Annotated in this window: 15 protein-coding genes and 1 pseudogene; 5 read left to right on the plus strand and 11 right to left on the minus strand. The window is 44.5% G+C overall.

Features of this window, described 5'->3' with window-relative positions:
• Window positions 1-189: 189 nt before the first annotated feature.
• On the minus strand, window positions 190-1,605 hold the full coding sequence (locus MKY28_RS23165) for a sensor histidine kinase (RefSeq protein WP_340937124.1): 1,416 nt from the start codon (window positions 1,603-1,605) through the stop codon (window positions 190-192).
• Between the two features lie 240 nt (window positions 1,606-1,845).
• Between MKY28_RS23165 and MKY28_RS23170 the strand changes: the two genes are divergently transcribed.
• On the plus strand, window positions 1,846-2,499 hold the full coding sequence (locus MKY28_RS23170) for a phosphatase PAP2 family protein (RefSeq protein ID WP_036607365.1): 654 nt from the start codon (window positions 1,846-1,848) through the stop codon (window positions 2,497-2,499).
• 4 nt (window positions 2,500-2,503) lie between these two features.
• On the opposite strand, the gene MKY28_RS23175 is transcribed toward MKY28_RS23170, so the two are convergent.
• From MKY28_RS23175 to MKY28_RS23200, 6 genes are all read right to left on the minus strand, one after another.
• Window positions 2,504-4,015, minus strand: a complete 1,512-nt coding sequence (locus MKY28_RS23175) for an HD domain-containing phosphohydrolase (protein ID WP_036607368.1) — start codon at window positions 4,013-4,015, stop codon at window positions 2,504-2,506.
• Between the two features lie 191 nt (window positions 4,016-4,206).
• A complete protein-coding gene (locus tag MKY28_RS23180; RefSeq protein WP_340937125.1) occupies window positions 4,207-5,190 on the minus strand; it encodes an anti-sigma factor in 984 nt (327 codons plus the stop codon).
• On the minus strand, window positions 5,187-5,783 hold the full coding sequence (locus MKY28_RS23185) for an RNA polymerase sigma factor (RefSeq protein WP_036607374.1): 597 nt from the start codon (window positions 5,781-5,783) through the stop codon (window positions 5,187-5,189). Before MKY28_RS23185 ends, MKY28_RS23180 begins: the two co-directional genes overlap by 4 nt.
• A 1,133-nt stretch (window positions 5,784-6,916) precedes the next feature.
• On the minus strand, window positions 6,917-7,228 hold the full coding sequence (locus tag MKY28_RS23190; protein WP_017690878.1) for a hypothetical protein: 312 nt from the start codon (window positions 7,226-7,228) through the stop codon (window positions 6,917-6,919).
• A 263-nt stretch (window positions 7,229-7,491) separates the two neighbouring features.
• On the minus strand, window positions 7,492-7,599 hold the full coding sequence (locus MKY28_RS23195; protein WP_017690879.1) for a hypothetical protein: 108 nt from the start codon (window positions 7,597-7,599) through the stop codon (window positions 7,492-7,494).
• Window positions 7,600-7,642: 43 nt separating this feature from the next.
• Complete coding sequence (locus MKY28_RS23200) at window positions 7,643-7,747, minus strand: hypothetical protein (protein WP_017690880.1); 105 nt, start codon at window positions 7,745-7,747, stop codon at window positions 7,643-7,645.
• 442 nt (window positions 7,748-8,189) lie between these two features.
• Here MKY28_RS23200 and MKY28_RS23205 point away from each other — a divergent pair, with 442 nt between their 5' ends.
• Window positions 8,190-9,314 (plus strand): PsbP-related protein, encoded by a 1,125-nt coding sequence (locus tag MKY28_RS23205; RefSeq protein ID WP_340937126.1) that lies wholly within the window; start codon window positions 8,190-8,192, stop codon window positions 9,312-9,314.
• A gap of 179 nt (window positions 9,315-9,493) precedes the next feature.
• Here the strand turns inward: MKY28_RS23205 and MKY28_RS23210 are convergent.
• A pseudogene (locus tag MKY28_RS23210) lies at window positions 9,494-9,667 on the minus strand (thiamine-binding protein); the annotation flags it as partial.
• A 242-nt stretch (window positions 9,668-9,909) separates the two neighbouring features.
• Here MKY28_RS23210 and MKY28_RS23215 point away from each other — a divergent pair.
• On the plus strand, window positions 9,910-10,431 hold the full coding sequence (locus MKY28_RS23215; protein ID WP_256720230.1) for a stalk domain-containing protein: 522 nt from the start codon (window positions 9,910-9,912) through the stop codon (window positions 10,429-10,431).
• A 134-nt stretch (window positions 10,432-10,565) separates the two neighbouring features.
• Here the strand turns inward: MKY28_RS23215 and MKY28_RS23220 are convergent, their stop codons facing one another.
• Window positions 10,566-10,892, minus strand: a complete 327-nt coding sequence (locus MKY28_RS23220; protein WP_076319483.1) for an MTH1187 family thiamine-binding protein — start codon at window positions 10,890-10,892, stop codon at window positions 10,566-10,568.
• Window positions 10,893-11,665: 773 nt separating this feature from the next.
• Here MKY28_RS23220 and MKY28_RS23225 point away from each other — a divergent pair.
• Together MKY28_RS23225 and MKY28_RS23230 are read left to right on the plus strand one after the other, a co-directional pair.
• Window positions 11,666-13,984, plus strand: a complete 2,319-nt coding sequence (locus MKY28_RS23225; RefSeq protein ID WP_074093315.1) for a ribonucleoside-diphosphate reductase subunit alpha — start codon at window positions 11,666-11,668, stop codon at window positions 13,982-13,984.
• 209 nt (window positions 13,985-14,193) lie between these two features.
• Window positions 14,194-15,225 carry a ribonucleotide-diphosphate reductase subunit beta gene (locus tag MKY28_RS23230; RefSeq protein WP_036607380.1) on the plus strand — a complete coding sequence of 344 codons (1,032 nt, stop codon included), beginning with the start codon at window positions 14,194-14,196 and terminating at the stop codon, window positions 15,223-15,225.
• Window positions 15,226-15,336: 111 nt separating this feature from the next.
• On the opposite strand, the gene MKY28_RS23235 is transcribed toward MKY28_RS23230, so the two are convergent.
• Both MKY28_RS23235 and MKY28_RS23240 read right to left on the minus strand, forming a co-directional pair.
• Window positions 15,337-15,741: a toxin-antitoxin system TumE family protein gene (locus MKY28_RS23235; RefSeq protein WP_340937128.1), complete on the minus strand. Its 405-nt coding sequence runs from the start codon at window positions 15,739-15,741 to the stop codon at window positions 15,337-15,339.
• The gene (locus tag MKY28_RS23240) at window positions 15,716-16,423 is read right to left on the minus strand and encodes a hypothetical protein (RefSeq protein ID WP_340937129.1); all 708 of its coding nucleotides are present in this window, start codon (window positions 16,421-16,423) and stop codon (window positions 15,716-15,718) included. Before MKY28_RS23240 ends, MKY28_RS23235 begins: the two co-directional genes overlap by 26 nt.
• Window positions 16,424-16,625 lie beyond the last annotated feature (202 nt).

The following is a 16,625-nucleotide window of genomic DNA, read 5'->3' on the forward strand; positions in this document are numbered from 1 at the left end:
GGTACACCCTCCCATGTTGCAATCGATAAATTCGTGCGTTGTGTCGAACCCTTGCGCCGTGGTTTGCTTGCTAACGGGGGAGGGTTAACGTTGACCGTCTTCTGTATGGGGATACACTCCTTAGACCGGGTCTCAAAAGCCGGTCGATGCTAGTTGTCATCCCAAATTCTACTCACGGCGCGAAGGTTGTCAACTCATTTTTTCACGGTCCAACGGGAGATAGAGATGGAAGGTGCTTCCTTTACCTTCAGCGCTCTCCAGTTCAATCGATCCCCCCAGTAATCTCGCTAAATCCCGACTGATCGACAGGCCTAGTCCGGTACCGCCAAATTTTCGACTAATCGACCCGTCAGCCTGTTGAAATGCTTCAAATATGGAATGATGCTTGTCCTCAGAAATGCCAATACCTGTATCCTGAACGGAGAAAATAAGCCATCGATTCTGAATACCTGCATTCTTAATCTGCTTGGTGCTTACGGTCAGCGTGACCTTCCCTCGGTGAGTGAACTTGATGGCATTGGACATCAGATTCCGCAAAATCTGTTGAACCCGCTGGGGATCAGACCATAGCGTCTCGGGCAGTCCCTGTTTTTTGTCCAGAACCAACTGAATACCTTTTTTCTCGGCAACAAGCTGAAAGTGGCTCATGGCATCTTCTGTAAGTTGTGCGACACTGATATCCTCCAGTACAATATCCAACCGCCCCGCTTCTACTTTGGAGAGATCCAGAATATCGTTAATGAGCGTGAGCAGTTCCTGCCCGGAGTGGTCGATCATATTGGCAAAACGTACAATATCCTCCTGATCCATCGTGTCGGCATTCTCGCTGATCATCTGGGCAAAGTTAATGACACTGTTCAGTGGTGTACGCAGTTCATGGGACATATTGGCGAGAAATTCGGATTTATACTGTGAGGCAATCATCAATTGTTTCGCTCGATCCTCCAGTACAATCTGGGCTTTCTGTAACTCTTCCTTTTGCACAGACAATAGCCGGTTTGTACTCTGGATCAGTAAAATACGATTCTGTTCATTCTGAAAATCACGTAAAATAAATGCAAAAATAAGGCTCAGCAAAATACCTGTAGGGAGTGTATAAGGCATAATATGTGAAAAGAAGTATGTAGCCGGGATCACACCAACGATAGCAATGTTTACACTATTGACCACATTGACGATAACTGTAACAAGGATTCCTTTAATAATCAGCCTGTAGTTGCTGCGTCTCATCCATATATTCAGACCTGCACATATCACGCCCAAAACAGACATGTTAAGAACTGCCGCCAATGTAGCATCCGTGATGCCAAAAGTCAGCCTCGACAGCCCAATTCCAATACCCACGATAATTACGCTATAGGGTTGTCTATACGTTAGAACGGCTACAATTAAAGGAACATATCGAAGATCAAAGACCACTTCATCGGTGAGTTGAAACCCAAAAACCGTACTGATCCAACCTGCAAATATAAGGACAAGCACGGAGCTGATCTGCTTCACTCGGGAAGAGGTACGTATTACGACATATTTATAGAACACACTAGCAAGATATGCAATGGTAATAAGCATCCCCATATTCAATACGAACATTTTTGAAAATTGCATTCACTCACTCCTGTTGTACCGACTTTACTGGCCAAAGTGCCTTCGTCCGTATGTGTCTCTATCATATCATGCCCATTGAAACTTCCGCATTCCTTCTTCGTCAAAAAAATACACAAAAATACACAAATCAGGATTCAATTTGTGCGCTGGTCGTAGTAGAATATATTGTTGTTTAAATTTGAATTAGTTATTTGCTGGGGTCATGCTCCTAGGGAGCATGAATGAAAGGAGTAAGGTGTTGTGCAATTGTTAAAAAGCAAATCCTATTGGCTGTCATTGAGTTTAATGCTGTCTTTGGCCGTCATGGGGCTCTTCTATGATATTCTTAATAGTCCAGAACGCGGGTTCGTAGTGCTTGATTCGCCGCTTGACCGGATCATTCCTTACGTGCCTGGCATGTCCATTCCATATTTGGGCTGGTACCCGTTTGTATTCGGTGTGCTCGCTTACCTGTGTGCCAAGGATCGCCTGACGTATTACCGCGTCTTGTTATCCATGAATATCTGTGTCTGGATATGTTATCTGATCTACTTCAACTTTCAGACCATGGTACCGCGCCCGGAACTTACGGGTACAGGCCTGGGAGCATCTGTCCTCGGATGGCTCTATAGCCAGGATCGTCCTTATAATTGTTTTCCAAGTATTCATTCTCTTCACTCTTATCTGGTTATGCGTGCTGTTCTCTCGGTTCCAAGCATCCGCAAACCCATCAAGATTTTGGTGGCCGCCGGGGCAGCAACCATTATAGTATCCACGCTAATGATCAAACAACATGTGATCTATGACGCCTTGGGTGCGGTCATACTCGGCGAATGTGTTCTCACCATCATAACAGGCCTCGCTCTTCACCGGAGACGCAGAAAAGAATCGAAGTGGACAGAGGGAATCAGCTGATCCCTCACTTCGATGGTTTCTGAAGATGCTGTTGTCGTCTCCATTCATCAATAAACAAACCTGCAAAATAGGGGTCCCATTGGGTCCCTTTTCCTTCTTCCAAAATCGTTAGCGCTTTCTCATGACTCATCCCATTCCGGTATGGTCGATCAGACGTCATGGCATCAAAGGCATCCGCTACCGCAATGATGCGGCCAAATAGCGGAATCTCATCGCCTGCCATCCCATCCGGATACCCTTTGCCATCATATCTCTCATGGTGAGATCGTACACCAGGCAGAAAGTCAGCCATGGCATCAATGGGTTCTATCTGGAGCAGAATACTCTCTCCCTGCACGGGATGTGTCTGAATAATTGCGAATTCTTCATCGCTTAGTTTTCCATCCTTCAGCAACACCTCATCAGGTATGCCGATTTTCCCGATATCATGAAGCAGGGCTGATTTGTACAATAAATCCGCCTGTTCCTCACTCATTCCGCTCAGCTTACCAATCATCAGCGAATACTCTGCCACACGCATGGAATGTCCTGCCGTGTACTTATCTCGGGCATCTAAAGCAGCAGCCAGCGTAGAAAAATAACTTTGCAACAGCTGTCGATTGCGTTCCTGTCTCATCTCCAGCCGATTAATCATCATATTAAAACCGGAGATCAGTGCCGAAAACTCATCCGCATATAGATCCGGAGCTCGTCTGCCAAGATCTCCCCCCTGAATTCGGTTCATCTCATGCGTCAGTTCAGCAACTGGATCACGAACATCACGAATCAACAGCCAGCTTCCCACCAGCGCAAACCCCGCGCCCAGAACAACGATGAGAATTCCCCACAGTATGTACTCTTTCGCAAATTCACTGTCCATATACTGAAGTCTGATATATGTAGCCAGGAAAAATAGAAATAGAGGAAATAAGCCAATCAGTGCCGTACTTAGCTGAAATTTACGCTGGATCGATACCAGGATTCGCCCTCCCAGTGAAGGTTCCATCCCGTATTGGACTTTGCCTCGATGTCGAATCTCAAGTAACAGGGGTCTAATCGCCCGCACCGTTAAGTAATACTCAATCAGCGCATGCATGATGGCAATCAGAAAGGCACACGCAGCGGCCACGACAGTATAGAAGTAAGGAAATTCAAGCCACCCTGTGGATATCATCCATAATGTTAATCCGGCTGCCGGAAGTGAGAAACCAAGCATGTGCGGACCCATGATCCGATATATGGTCTGTCCCGGAAAACGATGAATTTTCTCATACATGTGGTTCAATTCGTCTCTCTCGTGATGCTCGGAAGTGAAAAATTGTCTTATGGGGCCTAGCTGCACCCACAGCGTAATTAATTCTGCAACCAGCATGAACAAGAGTGAAATCAGTACAATGAAGATGAGCCGAACAAATTGAATATTGGGTATTTGCAGAGTAGATACCATAACTACTGTACCGACAACAAAAACAGCTGCCAGTGAACCGATCAGATAATTGCGTATCAGGCGAAAGATAAATGAACGGTATGCTTCCAACTGAACCCCTCACTCTCTATGTGCAACCAGTTCTCCCTTGAGATACAGGGAGATTAAGGGTATTGCCTTCTATTTGTTTATCGGTTGCTCCGACTAAAAAAATTAATAAAATCCAATGGATGGGCATCAGAACTGGAAAACACAAAAAGGCTGCTCCACGACGGAGCAGCCTTTGGTGATATATCCTATATTTATCCTTTAATCTTGGCAGCCAGAATCATTGTACCGCGCGGCTCATCTCCCATTGCATCCGGTTCAAGCGTGATGGCAACCGTATCATAGTCGTTGGCCGAATCCAATGTGTAGTATACTGCTCCCGTTCCGTCACGACTAAGGAAAGTACCCGCATTCTGAGGGGTATCTCCTTTGATCAACCAGACCTGAAAAGCCTCGTTGCCTTCCAGGTTCGGCAGGTTCTCAGCCTGCACAACCAGGTGAGTGCCTTTGCTGTCAATAACGATGGTTGCGAGACCCTGAGCTACAATGTCCTGCGTTGCAGGATTCAGCTTCACTGCCTCGCCGGTCTTCATGCCCTGTGCGGGCTTCAGAGCTGATGCCAGCTGCTCTTGCAGCTGTGCATTCTGCGCCTGTGCCTGCACCAGTTGCTCTTGCGTAGCCGACGAGCCCGCCGCTTGCTGCGTCAGCGAGTCGATCTGGCTCCGCAGCTGCGCCGTGTACACGCCCAGCAACAGTGCCGCGGCCGCAAGGCCGGCACTGGCTATGCGCCAGGCGCTGCTGTTGCGCGCACGCGCGCGCGCTTGTGGCTGCCATGGCTGTGCCTGGGCAGCCTCTTCCACCCGGGCCGCAGGCACCGCCGTTACCGGCGGCAAGCCTGGCCCGGGCTGCGCCGCACGTTTGTGCTGCGGCGCAAGATCTTCCTGAAGCACCACGGGTGCTTCAGGCTCTGCAGGAGCAGCCGCTGGCTTCGCCTCGGCGCTCTCCTGCACATGTCCGAGCACGTTGCCCAGCACACGTGCTCGCATGCCTTGCGGCGGTGCTACAGGTTCCGCCGCCAGTGGCAGGAAGCCAGTCACTTCCTGCAATTCCCTTACCTCCTGGCGGCAAGGTTCGCAAGTTGCCATATGCGCTTCAAACGCCGCCACTTCCTCTGCTTCCAGTCCGCCCAGCACATACATCGGTGCCAGATCAGACCACTCCTCATGTCGTTCTATCATGGATGTATGCCCTCCCTTCCCGCGTCCGGATGCAATTCAGCATCGGCCAGCAACTTTTGGAGCTGTCGCATGGCAAGCCTGACACGGCTCTTTACTGTACCCAGCGGAATCCCGAATCGGCTGGATACTTCCTGCTGGGTTAATCCCGCATAATAAATCGATTCTATAACTTGTTGCTGATCACCGTTTAGTTGGGACAACGCCTCTTTAATCCGGGTGCCTTCCCATTTACGCTGCACTTCTTCTTCCGTATTCGTATGTTCATCGGCATAGGCCGCCAGTGTCTCGTGTTCAACTGAAGTAGTCGCTGCCCCTTTCGATTTCCGCCTCAGCATGTCCACTGCTATGTTACGCGTGATCGCAAACATCCATGTGGTCAGCTTCCCCTGTGAGGCATCGTATCGTTCAGCATTATTCCAGACCCGCATAAAAAGCTCCTGAACGGTCTCTTCTGCCGTCATGGGATCACCAACGATCCGATAGGCAAAAGAATACACCGCTCGCTCATAACGGTCATATAAAAGCTCAAGTGCGGAGGCATCACGTTCCGCGATCTGCCGCATTAACCTGCTGTCCTCCATCGATTCAGTCATGCGAGGGCCCCTTTCTGTTTCTTCCCTCTTATTATAACCTACGCAGAATCTTTTGAAGAGGATTACCCCTATGAAGAAATAGTTTGAAAAATTTTCTGTATCTTTTCAAACTAACCTTTCACTTTCCAACTTAAAAGCAGTCCGAAAACATGCTGCTCTGGTCACGCTTTCCTTTTTATTGCAGATAATTACAACCTGTGGTATACTATAAGAGTTGTATTAAACAACCTCATATGATTTCTGTCTTCTTTAAACCCCGGAATATTTTCTTCATGCTGCGACCGCAGCGAACTCTAAGCACAATTAACCTATGAAGATTGAAGAACCTGAATCACAATAACCCGGTAGTACAGAGTTTCACAAGATGTTCCCATTCACACTGGCGCGGTCATCGGAGCCGCAAGGACAAAAGAGAGGTAGGGCTTTTGTTGTTTTGGATATCACTTATTCTTGAGAAGATTGAAAACATACACAAAACACCCGGAATTGGGTTCCGGGTGTTTATCCATGTCTACATATCAAATTTAGCAACATCTACAGACTGTCGGACACCGTTCCTACATTAAGAAAAGTCCTCCTTCCACTTTTCAGACTAACCAGATAAATTCGGCTCTGCTTTTAAAACTTTTCCATTCTCCCACTGACTGCACTCCTCGATACTTCCTTACTTCCTTACTTCCTTACTTCCTTACTTCCTTCTTCAATTGTGCAAATAACGCCGGCCTCTAAAGCAACTGTTTACGCTCACCAGACGCTAACGAATCCTGCACACCTTATATTGAGGATTTCTATGCTATGTAAAATCTAACGAATCTCAGCCACGTTAATCCATGCCACTTCATGAATATAGGCTCCAAACATGCCCAGGTTCAGATAATAAGACGTCTACGATTCGTTAAACTTGTGAAATGGGAAAAATGCATGGAATAGAGGCTGTGGAGTTCGTTAAAGAAAGTAATCCCAACGCTCCTTCGCCTCTAATAAAAAAGGACACCGCAGGATGAAACCCTACGCTGTCCCTTTCTGAATCATAGGTACGTTATGCCCCAACATGGAACTCAAACTCGGAGTTTATTTGGAGCACCTATCGCAACGATCCACGATCAGCAAAGTCTCCTTGCACTCCCAAAGACTTAGATAAACATCGTTTTGGAGATGATGACCAGCAAGATGAACAGTACAAGGATCGTACCCATGGAACCCCAGCTTCCGCCGCCATGACCATAGGATACTCCACAACCCTGTTGATAACCGTGCATCATTGGAGCCTGATTGGCATGGTGTCCGTATCCATAGCCATATCCCATTGGCATTGTTCCACAACCATATCCATACCCATGCATTTCATGACCTGTGTATTGGTATCCTTGCATATGCTCATAACCTCCCATATGTCCGTATACGTGTCCCTGTCCGTTCGGTGAATTCGGTTTTACTTCGCTCATTGTTCATTCCTCCTTAACATTTGCCTACACCCCTAAGCTATGTATTCAGCCTACCTCTGGACCGGGCTATCGCCCTCATTTTGACAAAATGGGCGTTTAGCCATGAGGTACCTTCCCCATTTTCGAAGCATACGCCGTCCTTCCATTTCTTGAATTCCACCAATTCTTCCATTCAACCACAAGCTATCTTATCTGCCTGGCTCTCCACCATGCTTGTCCTCTAGAAAAAAAACCCCACCGGTTGCCCGGCAGAGCTCGCCAAATTATACCCAGAAAGATTTAGTGATGATTACGAGAAGAATGAACAGAACCAGGATTGCTCCAGTCGATGTCCAGCCGCCGTATCCTACGCCTTCAACTACGTTGCTCATGCAGAACCCTCCTTTACAAATATATTAGGGTCCAAGCGGTTTATTAGATCAAGAATGCTTTAGAGATGATGACCAACAAGATAAAGAGAACCAAGATCGCGCCAGTCGATGTCCATGCGCCGCCGTATCCACCTACTACTCCACTCATGTAAACCCCTCCTTTGATTTGAGGTACAGTTCACTATATGCACCAATCACACATGGGACCGGGCTCAGGTCGAAAATGGGCTGTTTTTTTACCGACTATTCGTTAATTTCACCTACATAAAGGGTTAGTTCTTAAGTCGGAATGTTATGTTCATATATGTTTAAGTCATAAATAAATCCCACGGTTATATCAACCAAATGTATGTACTATCACTCAAAATAGATACCCATACGGTATATTATTAGCTTTTAACTTGTTAAATACAGATAAATTATCTTTTTAGTAATTATGAATACTGAAATCTTTATTTATGTTATTATTTTACTAATAAAATAGAAAGGAGTTTCCATGCCCACCACCTAAACCAGATTATCCCAAACGAAATGATGACCTTAGAAAAGAACCCAACCGATGGGAAGCACATTAGGAGAAATTAGACATAATGAAGAAACTTATTACGATTTTGGCATTAGCCACATTGCTTACTGCTTGTGGTAATTCAGAAACAAACACAACAACCAATAGCCAAACGTCCGAAGCATCCAAGGCAACTGAAACTGTCTCAACAGAAGCAAAAGCTACGAAATACACTACATATAGTGGAGAAGGATTTTCTTTTGCATATCCTGAATCCTGGAAAAGCGTAGATACAAGTCAAATGAATGCTCCATCCATTAAAGCTGCTTTTTCAGACCAATCTTCATCAGTCACATTTGCAGATAATATGAATCTGACGATTGAGGCCAGCTCAACCGGTTCAATTAATCCTGAAGAATACGCCAATAATATAGTGGATTATTACACACAAAGCGGTTCAAGCATCGGCATTTCCGATTATAAAAAAACCAGCTACACAAACAAGCCTTATAAAGAATATAGCGCTGGTGTCTTGGAAGGAGCCTATAAGCATTCCTCGGGTACAGATGTTATCCTTGTGCAGTATCTGATTCCGACCAATACAGAACTCTATACCATGACGTTAACCTACGCCAAGGATACTTATAATCAGGATGAGATCAAAGATATCCTTAATTCCCTGAGCATTACTGCTCCTCTGGAGCAAACAGCACCAACTGCAACGACTGGAAATTCATCTGTTACGGCATCAGCTGCGGATTTCTTTAATGAGTTAACTCCGTACATTACAGAAGACACAGCCTTTATGGAACAGGCATCTTATGATTTCTTTGGTAAACATAACGATGTATTCCCTGCCATTACGGCAGAACTAAGCAAAAAGGTACAGGGGCTCGTTGACTCCAATGTAACGACCCGTCATCTGAATAAAAATGTAGCCAACTATTACAATACTTTCGTACAAATTAACGGGGAAGTCATTTCCGTTGAAGAAGATAGCTCTCTCGGAGCAACCTTCTCTATCGTTCATGTCATGGATGAGAACGGAAACGATATTATAGCGTTGTACCCTGCAACGACTGGAGATCTGCTTGACGGCGATTACGCTACTGTGATCGGTGCTCCAATTACCAACTTCTCTTTTGAAAATGTTGGCGGTGGTTACACCAACGCCACTTTGATTGGAGCCTCATTGGTAGTTGCAGATTAATTAAAATGTTAAATGAGTTTACAAAAAGACCAGCTTAATGAACGTTAAGCTGGTCTTTTTGTCTTTCAGTTTATAGATGTCAGAAATTCACGTTAACTACGCAGAGACACAATCTAACCTTTAATTAATGACTTATAACATACCGAATAACGGTATATACGGATGTTTATACTAAACCATTAATTCGGACGCGCCTGAAGTGACGTCAGTTTATCCTGAACCGATTGTAACTTCTGTATACTTGAGGCATCCGGTTTATCACGACGGTCGTCAATTTTGACGGATGTGGAAACGCGCTGAGCTCCTGACAAAAACGGTGCTTCATGCAGAGCCGCAATCGCTGTAAAGATCTCGTTAAGTGTGTCTTCACTATTATTGCCTAACCCCTATTCATATTCGAAATTGGTGATTTTAGACTGAATTAATTCATCCTTATTATAATTTCATAATAATTGTTCAAATTATCAGTGGTTCAGCAAAATTTGAGTCGTAAGAAGCAAAAAAATAATAGTTTCCACCCGTGTCAACGCTTCCTAATTAGGGTATTATTCTCAGGTATAATACAATTACATAGGAGTTGATGATCAAGGTGAAAATGAAAAAGGTTATCGTTGCTTTATCTATAGGGATGTTGGTTGGTTCTTCTTCAATGGCTGTGGCTGCTACCTCACAAAAAGTTCAAGCAACTTTGGCAAACTTTAAAGTTATTGTTAACGGTCAGTCCAAGACTGTTACGTCAGATCAATTGCTTTATAAGGGCAATACGTATTTACAACTTCGTGAAGTTGCCAAGATCCTTGGCTATGAAGTTAATTACACCAGTGCGTCCCGTTCCATTGAATTTTCTGCGAAGAGTCAATCTCAAGCAGATTGGATTAGCCTGATTGATCTATCCGCATCTAATGGATATAAAGTTGCTCTAAAAGGAGATTCGGCGGATGTTTACAACGTCTCAAAAAATCTAAAAACCATCCTTAGTGTCAACGCCAATGGTCTTAAGGAAAACGAGGAAAAAGTTGTGGCGGATCCCTCAGGTAAAACAATCCGCTACAAAAAATTACAGGGTTCCCTAGTTCTGAATCGTGGAGATCTAAAAAAAGCTGGTTTGATCCAATAGTCTAATAAACAAAACAATCCTCGGTGAGAGAATTTCAACGAGGATTGTTTTGTTTTTCTTTACGTAAAAATATCGATAGTTCCATTTCTAATATATGAAGAATTTGCTTCTCTTTCAGAACAATTGATTAATTGTTAATTAGGTCTTGCCTGAAGTGACGTCAGTTTATCCTGAACCGATTGTAACTTCTGTAAACTTGAGGCATCCGGTTTATCACGACGGTCGTCAATTTTGACGGATGTGGAAACACGCTGAGCTCCTGACAGAAACGGCGCTTCATGCAGAGCCGCAATTGCTGTAAAGATCTCGTTAAGCGGTCCCTCAATAATGGTGCTCATGGAAGTTAACTGATATGTAATGCCCCGTTGATGTTCCAATACCTTTTGCATGTCCGCCACATAACTGCTTAGACTGGTTGTACCCGTTCCGATTGGAATTACAGTCACTTCTGCTATTGCCATTTTGCTCCGCCTCCTCTGGGCCCCGTGAACAACCGCTGCCGCTGATTTTAGTCGATTTTTGACTATTTTTATTCTACCAGTTGAATGCGTTACAATTCAAACTGACGTGATGACGTCATTCAAATTGTTCAAAAATTTTTTTTGATAAATCTTCAAATCTTCCAGTCCTTTTCCTTTGCGGATTCCTGGCTTAAATGGTATACTCGGAATTACGTTTTACTGTATCGGCCCACTTTACAAACACAATATGTTGGGTTACAGTATGTTGACAGCTACAAAATGTAGTAACACTAGATTTCTCCGCTTCTATTAGTCACCTTCTGCATTCTCGCGAAAAACAGGATGAAATCACCTCCAAAGGCACGTCCCTGTAGGTGTAAATCGCTTTCTCGAAACAGAGTTGACATGGAGGTTAACGGGGCTGTTTGGACTGCATCCGGTATCCTCAAACTACAGGCACATCTGCAATAGACCAAAGCTTACATAAGCACCCTTTTCTGTCGATATCCAGAACTTCTAAGACAGTAAGGAAGCCAGAGCATCCATGGGCATTTTCAGCCGCGAGGCGGGAGAATGCTTTTTATATGAGCATGTTCTGAATTGTGCTGTTTTGTGCTCCTCAAGTTGAGCGATTTAAGACATGAACTTGTCACCGCCGTTTCAGTCTGCCAAAAGCAACCTTTACCTTTTTCTCATCGTAAGACAACACTCAATTCTTTATATAAAGAATTTCTCCAATTTATCTCTTTAACATGCGAAAGCGAGGAATATTCATGCCACAAGTTGTGACCAAGCCGAACAACCGCCAGCTTGCCTTTGATGATATGCGCATCTCGGTATATGCCGACCGTACTCTGGAAGGACTGGAAATGCTGGACAAGGAACGTCTGGTACGTGGGGTAAACAGCAAGCTCCGCCGTGATGAAGTTACCGGAGACGAAATCAGCAACGCTTTTATCATGAGCGCACTGGAATTGGTAACTAAAGAGGAGCCTAATTGGAAATTTGCAGCGGCACGCTCCCTGCTCACTTCCCTTTACAAAAAAGCGGCTACCAACCGCAGATACAAGTCTTACCCGGACGAGCCTTATGGCGCATTTCACCCTCTTCTTGTAGATCTCGTGAAGAAAGGTATCTACCGCGAAGAATTACTGGAATGTTACACCAAAGAACAGATCGACGAACTTGCTGAGTGCATTGACTACCGCAACGATCTGCTCTTCGATTATATCGGCTTGCTCACACTGGCAGAACGTTACCTCGCTCACGATTTTGACGGAAAAGTAATGGAATTGCCGCAAGAGCGTTACATGGTTATCGCCATGTTCCTAATGCACCAAGAGCCTGCCGAGAGACGTATGGATCTCGTCAAGGAAGCATACTGGGCCATGAGCAACATGTACATGACTGCAGCTACTCCTACGATGTCCAATGCAGGTAAAAAAGTAGCCGGTCAACTCTCCAGCTGCTTCATTGATACGGTGGACGACTCACTCGAAGGTATCTTCGATTCCAACACGGATGTAGCTCGTCTGAGCAAAATGGGGGGCGGCATCGGCGTTTACCTCGGCAAAGTCAGAGCTCGTGGTTCGGATATCCGTGGTCACCAAAATACAAGTTCCGGTGTAATCCCTTGGATTCGCCAACTAAACAATACAGCGGTCAGCGTAGACCAGCTCGGTACGCGTAAAGGTGCCATTGCCGTGTACCTGGACGTTTTCCACAAAGACATTCTGGCCTTCCTCGATCTGAAGCTGAACAACGGTGACGAGCGTATGCGTGCGCATGACGTATTCCACGGCATCTGTCTGCCTGACTTGTTCATGGAGCGGGTATCCACTCGCGGCGAATGGAGCCTGTTCTGTCCGCACGAAACAAAGAAAGTGATGGGCTGGAAGGACGAGAATGGTCGTGCACTCGGACTGGAAGATTTCTATGATGAGTCCTTTGGTGAAGGTGCGTTCCGTGATAAATACGAAGAAGCGGTGAATCACCCACTGCTGTCCCGGATTACAGTACAGGCGATCGACATCATGAAGCGTGTACTGAAATCCCAACTGGAGACAGGTACGCCATACATGTTCTACCGCGATACGGTTAACCGCTCGAATCCTAACCGTGCACACGGTATGGTATACTCCTCCAACCTGTGTACCGAAATTATGCAGAACCAGTCTGCCACTGTAATTGAAAAGGAAGAACTCGTAACCAAGGATGGACAAACTCGCATCGTGATTTCCAAAGTGCCTGGCGACTTTGTTGTCTGCAACCTGAACTCCATCCATCTGGCACGTGCTATACCTCATAATGTATTGGAGCGTCTCGTTCCAATTCAGGTGCGCATGCTGGACAACGTTATCGACATTAACAACATTGAAGTGTTGCAAGCCCAATATACCAACAGCCAATATCGCGCAGTCGGTCTGGGAACGTTTGGACTTCACCACCTGCTTGCTCTCGAAGGCATTCATTGGGAGTCTGACGAAGCTGTAACGTATAACGATAATCTGTATGAAAAAATTAACTACCTGCTCGTAAAATCCAGTATGGAGCTGTCCAAAGAAAAGGGACATTATCCGAAATTCAAAGGTTCCGATTGGGAAAGTGGTCATTACTTCGACCAACGCGAGTACACATCAGGTGAGCGCGTAGGCGAGTTCGTGACAACCGAACAGTGGAAAGAACTTCAAGCCGAAGTACGACAAAACGGTGTACGTAATGCCTGGTTGTTCGCCATTGCACCTAATGGTTCCACGTCCATTATTGCCGGTTCAACGGCTAGTATTGATCCGCTCTATGAGCTGTTATCTTATGAAGAGAAAACAACTTACAAAATTGCCAATCCGGCTCCGGATCTGTCCGAAAAAACAAGCCCTTATTACCAAACAGCGTTCCAGGTGGACCAACATGCTTCCATTAATATGGCGGCTGCCCGTCAGCGCCACGTCGATCAGGGACAAAGTTTCAACTTCTACGTTCGACCAGATATTAAAGCAACAGAATTCCTGGAATTGCATCTGCACGCCTGGAGAGCCGGCATGAAATCAACTTATTATGTTCGTAGCCGTGCATTAACGATTGAAGAATCTTGATTTTTACGCAATTTACGCTTTATCCATGATAGAGAAGATTTACTAGATTTGAGGTGACCACCAGGGCATCCTGTTTTGATTGCAAAATGGCGTTGCCCTGGTTCTTTTTTACCTAAAACACGATCACAGCATCGCAAGATGTTGATATAGATGATTTCCCAAAGTTCTGTCGGCAGAACATTATGAAATTTCAAGGAGTGAACGGAACAATGCAAGTACAGAAAATTTTTAACACCGAAGCCCCTAACCAATCAACCCGTATTATTGAAGGTGAATGCTCCGGTATCCTGAACTGGAACGACATTCGCATGCCTCATATGTACAAATTGTACAAAGTACTGCTGCTCAACCACTGGATCGCAGACGAGATTCCAATGTCCAAAGATGCTTCCCAGTTTGCTCAACTGGATGAGGAAGAGCAACGTACGTTCAAAATCAACATCTCCCTGCTCGCGGTACTTGATTCAATGCAGACGATGTTTGTTGGTGACGTAAAACGTTATTTCACCGATTCTTCACTCGAAGCGATCTCGGCCATTATCGGACAACAGGAAGTCGTTCATAACCAATCGTACTCCTACGTCCTGTCTTCGATCGTATCTGATCGGGAGCAAAAGGAAATTTTTGAATACTGGAAACATGATCCAGTCCTGCTTGACCGTAACCGTTTCATCGCAGACATTTACCAAACATTCCGGGACGAGCCGTCTCCACAGACGTTCTTCCAGGCTATGGTCGCCGATCTGGTACTCGAAGGTATCTTCTTCTATAGTACGTTTGCCTTCTTCTACAACCTGGCCCGTGACCAGAAAATGATGGCAACCAGCCAGATGATCTCGTATATCCAGCGGGATGAAAACCAACACTGTTACTTCTTCGCTGAAGTGTACAAACAGTTGCTGGTAGACTTCCCTGAACTGAACACACCTGAGAACATGGACTACGTATACACAACAATCCATCGTGCCGTTGAGCTTGAAACCAACTGGGCACACTACACACTCAGCAACGTACGTGGTATTGACCTGAACGAGTTGGAAGATTACATCAAGTACATCGCCAACAAACGTCTGCGTCTGATGGGTATGGAAAAAGCATATGAAGGTGTGGATGTAAACTGTATGCCTTGGATTAAACCATTCTCTGATGAAGCACTGAATGCAACCAAAACCGACTTCTTCGAAGCTAAATCCCGTAACTACGGTAAAGTTGGCGACGATAACGGATTTGACGATTTGTAATAAAGAATAGATTATAAAAAAAACAACACTCCTTGAACTGTGGCTATAATGCCTAAGTTCAGGGAGTGTTGTTTAATTCGTATGTACAAACATCATATCAGCGTTGAACTATTATAATTTAATAGAGATATTTCTTAATCTAATAAATTCAAGAATCGTATATAATTCTTGAAATTTTTCATTATTCAATCTTCTTTCATTTGCCGTATGAATATGAAACGGGTCATACATCATGATATTAGCAGGTGTTTCATCAGGATGATAATGAGCATGGAATTTCATAATCAACTCTTTTTGATCATCATACCAATCATACCAATATAACTCGATGAATCCCCCGTTTCGATCTATCTCCTCTACACAGTACATCTTCGATAAATCATTAAAGACAATTGTTTTACGAATAGTTCTAGCACTGCTTGGAAGAGCCTGGGCACCATCTCGAATCTCCATAATAATATCTGAAAAATCATTCTCAATAAAACGAAAATTACTTTTCGGTATCTTTAAAGCCAAGACGCTGCCTCCCCAAATGGTGTTTCCAAACTTGTGCATCGGTTTCTTCTTCAGGTGTTAAGTTCAATTTAGTTCCGAGTGTCCGTTCGAATTCCCCTTTGTATTTATCTTCATATAAGGCAATTTGCCCTGTGTGGTAATCCAGGTCACTGACTCCTATTGTAGATTGGTGTTCTGCCTCTTCCTTTTTCCACATAGTCACAATGTCTTTAATTGTCGTTCTCTTACCTGATCCATACACATATGTAGTATCGTCTGGGATGAGATTATGTTTGTTGGACCCGGCTCTTTGAATTCCCATAAAACGGCCTTGATCAATCCAGTTAAAAATCGTCGTAATACTCACTCCAAAAAATACAGATAATTCTTTAGGAGTATAAGAACGTACAGCTTCAATAGAAGGAACACCACTGTCTGTAATTCCTGTCGGTACATCCACTGCTTGACTTAACGCATGTTTGAGAAGAGTAACATACTTTTCTCTAAAAATATCAGCATCTTCAAAGATAGATTCATCCAGGTTACGAACAAATTCAGCATTATTTTTTACTGCAAGTGCCAGCACTTTGAACAGTAAAATACTATTATCCGAATTACTTAAGCTCTGAACTAACTCAGAAGCAATCTCATCCGTGTTCTGACTAAATATATTCTTCTCAACTCTTGTGATTCCCATATCCATCTCACCTCACACTCCTAGTATAGGATAGTAAAGTTTAACTTTCAACATCATACTTAAACAAAGTTAAACACAACTTAAACTTTATAGATCAAACTTAAAGTATACTTAAACAGTATGCTACGAAGAGCTTGATTTATACATTCTCCAACCAACACATACTTATTATATAATGAAAGAGATTCATACCCCTCCTACGGAAGTG

The organism is Paenibacillus sp. FSL R5-0473, assembly GCF_038004565.1.
In the GTDB taxonomy this organism is placed as follows: Bacteria; Bacillota; Bacilli; order Paenibacillales; family Paenibacillaceae; genus Paenibacillus; species Paenibacillus amylolyticus.

What these genes read in the sequence shown, in the direction of transcription:
- MKY28_RS23220 (WP_076319483.1), bottom strand. Translation starts at nt 10,892, where the DNA reads ATGGCAATAGCAGAAGTGACTGTAATTCCAATCGGAACGGGTACAACC.
- MKY28_RS23190 (WP_017690878.1), bottom strand. Translation starts at nt 7,228, where the DNA reads ATGAGCGAAGTAAAACCGAATTCACCGAACGGACAGGGACACGTATAC.
- MKY28_RS23185 (WP_036607374.1), bottom strand. Translation starts at nt 5,783, where the DNA reads ATGACTGAATCGATGGAGGACAGCAGGTTAATGCGGCAGATCGCGGAA.
- MKY28_RS23180 (WP_340937125.1), bottom strand. Translation starts at nt 5,190, where the DNA reads ATGATAGAACGACATGAGGAGTGGTCTGATCTGGCACCGATGTATGTG.
- MKY28_RS23205 (WP_340937126.1), top strand. Translation starts at nt 8,190, where the DNA reads ATGAAGAAACTTATTACGATTTTGGCATTAGCCACATTGCTTACTGCT.
- MKY28_RS23195 (WP_017690879.1), bottom strand. Translation starts at nt 7,599, where the DNA reads ATGAGCAACGTAGTTGAAGGCGTAGGATACGGCGGCTGGACATCGACT.
- MKY28_RS23165 (WP_340937124.1), bottom strand. Translation starts at nt 1,605, where the DNA reads ATGCAATTTTCAAAAATGTTCGTATTGAATATGGGGATGCTTATTACC.
- MKY28_RS23200 (WP_017690880.1), bottom strand. Translation starts at nt 7,747, where the DNA reads ATGAGTGGAGTAGTAGGTGGATACGGCGGCGCATGGACATCGACTGGC.
- MKY28_RS23215 (WP_256720230.1), top strand. Translation starts at nt 9,910, where the DNA reads ATGAAAAAGGTTATCGTTGCTTTATCTATAGGGATGTTGGTTGGTTCT.
- MKY28_RS23230 (WP_036607380.1), top strand. Translation starts at nt 14,194, where the DNA reads ATGCAAGTACAGAAAATTTTTAACACCGAAGCCCCTAACCAATCAACC.
- MKY28_RS23225 (WP_074093315.1), top strand. Translation starts at nt 11,666, where the DNA reads ATGCCACAAGTTGTGACCAAGCCGAACAACCGCCAGCTTGCCTTTGAT.
- MKY28_RS23240 (WP_340937129.1), bottom strand. Translation starts at nt 16,423, where the DNA reads ATGGATATGGGAATCACAAGAGTTGAGAAGAATATATTTAGTCAGAAC.